This window comes from Arthrobacter sp. TMN-50, assembly GCF_054511125.1.
Genome location: NZ_JBTNDG010000012.1, coordinates 64730 through 72454 on the forward strand (window position 1 = coordinate 64730; position 7725 = coordinate 72454).

The window sequence follows — 7725 nt, forward strand, 5'->3', positions numbered from 1 at the left end:
CGAGGTCGGCGAACGCTGTGGGTGAAGTTGCCGCACCGGTTGACTACATGACCGATTCACGCGATATCGCTGCGGGCGAGACGGGGCCAGGCTGCAAAAAAAGGGATCCCATTTTGGTCGCCGAGAAAGTGACCCGAAGCTTCGGCGGGATGAACGCCGTCGACGTCGAGTACCTTGAAGTGCCCCGCAACAAGATCACCGCGCTGATCGGCCCCAACGGTGCAGGAAAGACCACGCTGTTCAACCTGTTGACCGGGTTCGATACCCCCAACAGTGGGCAGTGGCGGTTCGACGATCGCAGTATCGCCGGTGTGCCCTCCTACAAGGTGGCCAGGATGGGAATGGTCCGCACCTTCCAGCTCACCAAGGTGATGGGCAAGCTGAGCGTCATGGAAAACATGCGGCTCGGCGCCACGGGCCAGCCTGGCGAGAGCCTCGCGCGTGCCTTGTTCAAGGGGATGTGGGGCAAGCGGGAGAAGGAAATCACCGAACAGGCCGACGTCCTGTTGACGAAGTTCAAACTCGATGCCAAGAAGGACGACTACGCGGCGTCGCTGTCCGGCGGTCAGCGCAAACTGCTCGAAATGGCGCGGGCCCTGATGGTCAAGCCGGTACTTGTCATGCTGGATGAGCCGATGGCTGGGGTGAATCCGGCACTGACCCAGTCGTTGCTGGACCATATCAAGAATCTCAAGGCAGAGGGCATGACCGTCCTTTTCGTCGAGCACGACATGCATATGGTCCGTCACATCGCCGACTGGGTGGTGGTGATGGCTGAGGGAAAGATCGTCGCCGAAGGGCCGCCAGAGGTGGTCATGAAGGACAAAGCGGTGATCGACGCCTACCTGGGTGCCCATCACGACGTCGACCTCGGCGATTCGAAGGGCGTGGAGATGCTTGAGGTGGAGCTCGCGCAGGATGAGGACTCTGTCGTCGGGACCGCCGACGCCGGGATCCTCGCTCACCCGGGCGGTCTCCAACCGGAGACCGGGCACCCGGGCACCACGGCAACGGAAACCACCGGACCAGATACCACGCCCGACAGTAAGGAGACCCGACCATGAGCGAGGACAACAGCACATCAGTGGTCAAGGTCACTGACCTGGTGGCCGGCTACCTGCCGGGCGTCAACATCCTCAACGGGTGCAGCATCGAAGCCCGCTCGGGCGAGCTGATCGGCATCATCGGCCCGAACGGTGCCGGCAAGTCCACCCTGCTGAAGGCCATGTTCGGGCTGGTGAAGGTGCATTCCGGCACTGTAGTGGTGAGGGACAAGGACATCACCGGGTTGAAAGCCAACAAACTGGTCAGCCAGGGAGTTGGGTTCGTCCCCCAGAACAACAACGTTTTCGCGTCGCTGACCATCGAGGAAAATCTAGAGATGGGCATGTACCAGCGTCCGAAGGATTTCAAGAAGCGGTTCGACTTTGTCGCCGACCTGTTCCCTGAACTGGGGAAGAGGCGGGCGCAGCGGGCAGGGTCACTCTCCGGCGGTGAGCGCCAGATGGTGGCGATGGGTCGTGCTCTCATGATGGATCCGGCGGTCCTCCTGCTCGATGAGCCCTCAGCGGGGCTGTCGCCGGTGAAACAGGATGAAACCTTCCTGCGGGTGCATGAGATTAACCGTGCAGGGGTTTCGGTGATCATGGTGGAGCAGAACGCCCGCCGGTGTCTCCAGATCTGTGACCGGGCGTATGTGCTTGATCAGGGCAAGGACGCCTACACGGGGACCGGCCGCGAGCTCATGAAGGATCCGAAGGTGATCCAGCTGTATTTGGGCACCCTCGCCGACACCGCATAGCAGGCAGTCGATACCGCAAGACGCCCGGCTGGGATTCCAGCCGGGCGTTGTGCGTTGGCGGGCATCTTGGCGGCCCATCCTGTCCAGGTTGCTCCCCCGCAGGCACGTAACCGCAAGAGAGCACCGCAAAACGGTCGCCGCAACTACCAGTGTTTCGGGAGTTGCAACGACCGTTTTGCGGTGCGTTTATTCAGTTGGACTGGCTGGTCCGCTTAGAGCTTTCCTGTTTCGGAGCGGCTCGGCTGCGGGACGTTGTCGCCGTCGAATGCGTAGATCCCGATGAATGCCTCAGTGGGGTCACCGTTTTCGTCAAAGCTGATCGGACCGGAGATACCGTCGTAGTCGATGTCTCCACCCTCACGCAACAGAGTCACGCAGGCCGCGAAGTCGAAGCACTTCTCGCCCTCCTGTGACACTCCCTGCAGTTCCGCAGCGATGGTCTCACCGTCGGTTGACCCTGCCGCCTCAGCAGCCAGCGCGATCAGGTTGACAGCGTCGTAGCTTTCACCGGCATAGCTCCAACTAGTGAGCGCGGGATCGATTTCCAGAAGTGCTTCCTGGAAGGCGTCTCCGATGAAGGGGCCAGGAATGGTTCCCTGGGCCCCCTCGAGGGTGCCCGGGTCGAGGTCCTCGCTGAAGTCACTGGTGTTTCCGTCCACGAAGAACATGGAGGTCGGGTCCACGCCTTGCGCGGTGAGCAGCGGAACGATGCTGGCTGCCTGGTCAAAGCTGATGACGACGACGGCGTCGGGTTCAGCGGCTACCACCGCGTCGACCTGGCTGCTGAACTGTGAATCGCCCTCATTGAACATCTCGTTGGCGACCACCTGTCCGCCAGCGCTTTCGACAGCGTCGGTAATAAATCCCTGCAGTCCGGTGCCGTACGCGTCGTTGAGAACAATCATGCCCACGGTCTGAGCGCCGCATTCCATGATGTAGTTGCCGAGGATGCCTCCCTGGAGCACGTCTGCCGGTGCAGTCCGCCAATACAGTCCGTTGTCGTCCCAGTCGGTAAAGTCGGGAGCCGTGTTGGCCGGGGACATCTGGATGACACCGGCACCGGTGATCTGGTTGATCACCGTACGCGAGACACCGGACGAAGCAGCGCCAATGATGCCGCTGACGTCCTGAGACAGGAGGTCAGTGACGGACTGCGTGGCAATGTCAGTGGTGGTGTCACCCGAGTCGCGGTGGATGATCTCGGCATCCTGTCCGAGCACGCCGCCGGCCTCGTTGATCTCCTGGATTGCCAGGTTAGTGCCAGCGATTTCCGGTGGGCCGAGGAACGCCAGAGCACCCGTGGTGGGGAGCAGCGTTCCCAGCACCAAAGGTGTGTCGGAAGTTGTGGTTGCCTCGGGGACAGCGGACGGGTCACCCTTCGGGTTAGCCTCGGGCGCTTCGCCGCCCTGGCTCTCCGGACAACTAAGCCCGGTTGCGGCGGGTGCGGCTGAGCTTTCGCCGCCGTCTCCTTCAGGAGTCGATCCGCCGCAGGCAGATGCAAAGAGCGCGATGCCCAGCCCCAAGGCAGCGACCTTCGCCACGCGCGGTGCATTGTCCCCAATGCCGAACCGCACGGAGTTGCGTGTTGCAGTCATGTATGTTTTCTCCTCGACCGAAAGGCATTCTGTGCCTTTGATGCGATCACCAGGTGTTCCTGATATGTAGAAAAGCTAATGCAAAAAAGTGTCGAAACTAAGCAATTACGGTCACATCCTTGTAACTCTCGTCACAGGAAGGCTCCCGCCCTCTTTCAGATAGGTCCCGGGACCGCTAATCTGCAGCGCTGCCCTGATGGGTGTCCGCCACGAGGTTGTGGCAGTCAAGCGACCACATCACCGTTTTACGTCCGGGGCTGGGCAGAGTCGCGCCGCCGGGTTGCCCGGGTGCCAGGAGTATCACTCCGGGGTAGTCGCTAATAAGGTCCCTCAATGAGGTCAGACCGTCATCGTCCAGCTCGGTGTCAATCCTGTTGAGCACAAGCAAGGGTGGGAAGGCCAGGGCCGCCCGGGCTAACACTAGTCGCGCCCGCTCCGAGACGGTCAGGGGCTCACCCCCGCGGCGCAGTTGAGTGCGGGAGCCCTTGGGCAGGGCGTCGATGGTTTTCGACAGGCCGACGCGTTCCAGCGCGCGTCTCCCTTCATCGGGGTGTAGGTCCGGCCTGCGATACCGGACGGCACGTTCAATCGTTCCCCGCTCAAGATAGGAGCCCGCGGAGGCGTAGCCCACCAATTGCCGTCTCTGCTCGGGGCGCGCGGACAAAAGATCAATGCCATCGACGCTCACAGCCACTGACGCTGCATCTCGCAAGCCCAGCAGAGCTGTGAAGACGGCGTCGACGCGTGCCGGGTCGGCAGCTTCGACGACCACCAGATCCCCTGGCGCGGCACGCAACGTCGGAGCTGCGCAGGCACCACACGCCGACGGACCGACGACGGAAACCACACCATCGCCCTCAGGAAGGCGCTGTGATAGTTGTCGCATGGGGTTCCCTGCTTGGCCTGTCGGTGACTGGTCCCGGTTAGGCGCTTTGGCGTGGTTGAGCGCCGGGCCTAGGATCCGGCGTGCGGCCTTGAAATTCTGGCGGTATTCAACAACGCGCCCCAGGTCGTTGACAGGCGCAGACATTAGGCCAACGATCGTCAACGCGCCAGCGATGGAGGCCGTGTCAATCGACTGCCAAACCCCAACAATTCCGACTGCGGCAACAGCAAGTGCCGCTGCCGCCGCGGCGGAACCACGGATGCGACCGGTAATCCGCGAACGGTCGACCGCCGCATCGACAACCTCCTGACCGGCCTTGCCAATGCGGCGCAACTCACGCCTCTCCCCGCTTGCCGCTTTGATGGCGGGTGCCGCTGCAACGGTGTCCGCGAGCAGCGACGCGAGCCGACCCCGCTTGCGTCTGACGATCTTCGCTCGGTCGAATGCCGCATGAGCTAGGACCACCATCAACCCGGCCAGAACTGTTAGGGGGACCAGAGCGGCGAGGGCAAGGACGGGGCTGAGGAGCCCCAGACCCAGGGCAGACCCCAGAATCATCGGAATGCCAACCGTGAGGGGCGCTATGCCCAGCGCCACCCAGTTGCGGACGCTGGTCAGGTCATTGGTGGCCCTGGCGATTGTGATGCCAGATGGCGGGGGCTTCTCCGCGGTAAGGGCCGCGTCGACGAGTTTGAGCCTGATCTGCTGGATGTAGCTTTGACCGAGGCGCTCAGCCAGCACGCGCTCAACCGATCGGAGACCTCCGATCCCGCAGGCCACAGTGACGAGACCTGTTCCCGCGAGGAAGGCCACGTAGGGTTCCGTGCCTCCGCCAAGCAGTATCGTCATAAACCAGGCCGTCAGCCCGGCCAGACCCGCCATCAGCAATCCTGTGCCGATGAGCAGGGCAAGAATGCTTCTCCGATCCCGTTCGACGAGTTTTGGCAGCCCCGCCGAAGCCAGCTCGGCGTCACTTGCAGCGTTCACGATGCCTGCGCCACCACGGGCTGAGTCATCGGCACGATCCGTCGCGCAACCTCAGCCTGACAGAGATCAAAGGTGTTGATGACCGGGATCTCGAGTACCGCCGTGGCTTCCGCGGTGGCCATCGGAGAGGCTGTGAGCAACCCAGAAACTGCTGCGACCTCCACCCCGCTCTCGCGCAGTACCTGAACGCCCGCTGACGCACCGAGTGCGTCAGCTGCAGAAAATAGGACATGATCGACCAGGCCGTGAAAAATTGGGTCGGCGAGCAGTCGCGCCGTCTCGCCCTGGTACACACCATCAGCAATCTCCACGACGATGACGTCCGTCTCCTCCCTGCTCAACCGTGCAATCAGCCTGACGAGAAGGTTACGCACCTCCGTGTATTGAAGCCTGAAGGTCGTCGGGTAACCGAAATCCGTGAAATCCAGTACCAGACGTGCTCCAGCATCAGTAAACAATCGCGGGTCATTGCCTGATCCAGTACCCGTCGCCTTGCCCGCCGACACGCTCAGCCCAGCACTGGTCAAACCGTTCACGAGGCACGCGAGGGTGGTGGATTTTCCTGAATTCATGGAGGTACCCAGCACCGCGACAACCGTCGGTTTTCTGGCACCAGCGGGTGCGGTAGGTCCATCGGCCGGGGCAAAGTGTCTCAGGTTGAGAACTCCTTCGGTCGTGGCAAGTAGGCCGATAGGCTGGATGGTGGTGGCCTCCTTCATCCCGGCGTGCTGCTCGAGAACCTTCCCAGCGACGCCGCCGCCGGCAACGAGCTGGCACTGGTCAAGATCCCCTGGAACCTCTGCAAGGAACTGGTCGGGCGCGTACCGGTTGCCATAAGCGACGAGGATCTCATCCCCCACGAATATCGTCTGTCGGCGCGAGACTGGGCTTTCCAGTTTGAGGTGTGAACCAAGCTCGACTACGCGCGCCAAAACAATGTCCCCGGGGTGGGGAGCGTCCTGGCGAAGCAGGTACCCACTCGCGTCCTCGTCCAGCGACGCGGACAGAAAGCGCGTCGTATAGGCCCTCTTTGCCTGCTGTAACCGCTCGGCGTCAACCGGCATTGCGCAGTCGGTACCTGTGTCGTGCACCTTCTTCGCCACCCCCACCGTTCGCGCAACGTTCGGTTTGTTTGCCAGCTCTCCGAGTGATTCCTCGGTTGCAGCGGCAAGGGGTTCGGAAATGGTCAAACTTACTGGGTCAACGGTTGAAGTCATGATGAAGCTCCTTAGCGGGAGATAGGAGGGTGGCAGTCACTCCAGTTAAGGATGCTAAGAAAAGATGATCATGAGACACAGATGAGAGTCTTCTTATCAGCATTTCATGAGAAATTCACTTACCCGGCGCCGGGTCATCGGCACAGCAGAGGGCGGTTCAAAATGGTCTCAGCAGGAAAATGCCGACAGGTCGGTCCTCTGAAATTTTCGTTGGCCACAAGTGGATGGCAGGAACGTAGAGCGGTGCCCCAGGTCAGACTCGAACTGACACTGAACAGATTTTAAGTCTGGTGCCTCTGCCATTGGGCTACTGGGGCGCTGACGGGCTGAATCGTCTCCCCCACAATACGTGATCGCGAGCGGGAACGTGATCGAGCGCGGCAGCGAAAGCTTCCTGCGACACCGCTAGATGCGCGTGAACGGCGCAGCGTAAGCGAATGTCCCCCGGCCCGTGCTGGCCCCGCCCAGGGTCCTGATCATGAAATAGTCGCCCCAGGATGGATCCGGTGCCAGCACGCCGCTCCCGGACGCTGGGCCGAACCCAAAGCGACTGTAGAACGCCGGGGCGCCGAACAAAGCGATAGACGTTTCACCAAGCGTTTCGGCGCACGTGATGGTTTCCCTCATCAAAGCCGCCCCTATCCCCAGGCGTTGCGCCTCGGGGTGCACCCCGATAGGGCCCAGCCCGAGGGATGGCTCCAAACCGATCCAGCCACGCGTGGTCATCACGAAGCCGACCACAGTTCCGGCCTTTTCGGCAACCAGCGAAAGTTCGGGCAGGTAGGCAGCGCTGGCGAACAGTTCGCGGGTGAGGCCCACCTCGAGGGGTTCGGTGATCGGCCCGGAGTGCGAACGGAACGCGGCCGCCAGTACGTCAAAGATCAACCCGTGGTCGGCAAAGGTCTCAGAGCGAATCGAGAGCTTCATTCCGTCAAGGTTAGTCGTGAGGCGACGAGGGCGGAATCTTATGGCCGAAGAGACAGACCTGTTTCGGGACGTCGGAACATCGTCACAGTGGGGGCTCACACCAGGTGCCGGTTCAATCCGGATAGCAACGCCTGACAGGGCTATAGCCGCAGGCGATGCAGGTCAAGGCCGTTGAGGTGGGCTCCACTGTCAACTTCACCCTAGAAGGGTGGTGGGGTTTCCGGTGATGGTGTTGGTGGTGTTGGTGGTGGGTCTGGTTTGGTGAGGTAGGTTTCCCCGGCAGGGGAAATCGCGATGATGGTCCCGGGTTCG

6 protein-coding genes and 1 tRNA gene are annotated in these 7725 nt (G+C 61.8%); 2 read left to right on the forward strand and 5 right to left on the reverse strand.

Going from position 1 to position 7725, the window contains the following annotated elements; all coding sequences use genetic code 11:
* The first annotated feature begins 47 nt into the window (after window positions 1-47).
* Together ACX80A_RS12840 and ACX80A_RS12845 are read left to right on the forward strand one after the other, a co-directional pair.
* Window positions 48-1064, forward strand: coding sequence for an ABC transporter ATP-binding protein (locus ACX80A_RS12840; protein ID WP_459260141.1), 1017 nt, complete (start codon window positions 48-50; stop codon window positions 1062-1064).
* Window positions 1061-1801, forward strand: coding sequence for an ABC transporter ATP-binding protein (locus ACX80A_RS12845; protein ID WP_343878864.1), 741 nt, complete (start codon window positions 1061-1063; stop codon window positions 1799-1801). The genes ACX80A_RS12840 and ACX80A_RS12845 overlap by 4 nt, the downstream gene beginning before the upstream one ends.
* 212 nt (window positions 1802-2013) lie before the next feature.
* Here ACX80A_RS12845 and ACX80A_RS12850 read toward each other — a convergent pair whose 3' ends face one another.
* The 5 genes from ACX80A_RS12850 to ACX80A_RS12870 all read right to left on the reverse strand — a co-directional run bounded on the left by ACX80A_RS12850 (window position 2014) and on the right by ACX80A_RS12870 (window position 7413).
* Window positions 2014-3396, reverse strand: a complete 1383-nt coding sequence (locus ACX80A_RS12850; RefSeq protein WP_459260131.1) for an ABC transporter substrate-binding protein — start codon at window positions 3394-3396, stop codon at window positions 2014-2016.
* 175 nt (window positions 3397-3571) lie between these two features.
* Entirely contained in the window at window positions 3572-5269 is a 1698-nt protein-coding gene (locus tag ACX80A_RS12855) for an ABC transporter transmembrane domain-containing protein (RefSeq protein WP_459260132.1), read from the reverse strand.
* Complete coding sequence (locus tag ACX80A_RS12860) at window positions 5266-6486, reverse strand: P-loop NTPase family protein (RefSeq protein WP_459260133.1); 1221 nt, start codon at window positions 6484-6486, stop codon at window positions 5266-5268. Before ACX80A_RS12860 ends, ACX80A_RS12855 begins: the two co-directional genes overlap by 4 nt.
* 244 nt (window positions 6487-6730) lie before the next feature.
* Window positions 6731-6803, reverse strand: a tRNA-Leu gene (locus tag ACX80A_RS12865).
* 88 nt (window positions 6804-6891) lie between these two features.
* Complete coding sequence (locus ACX80A_RS12870; RefSeq protein WP_459260134.1) at window positions 6892-7413, reverse strand: GNAT family N-acetyltransferase; 522 nt, start codon at window positions 7411-7413, stop codon at window positions 6892-6894.
* Between the last annotated feature and the right edge of the window lie 312 nt (window positions 7414-7725).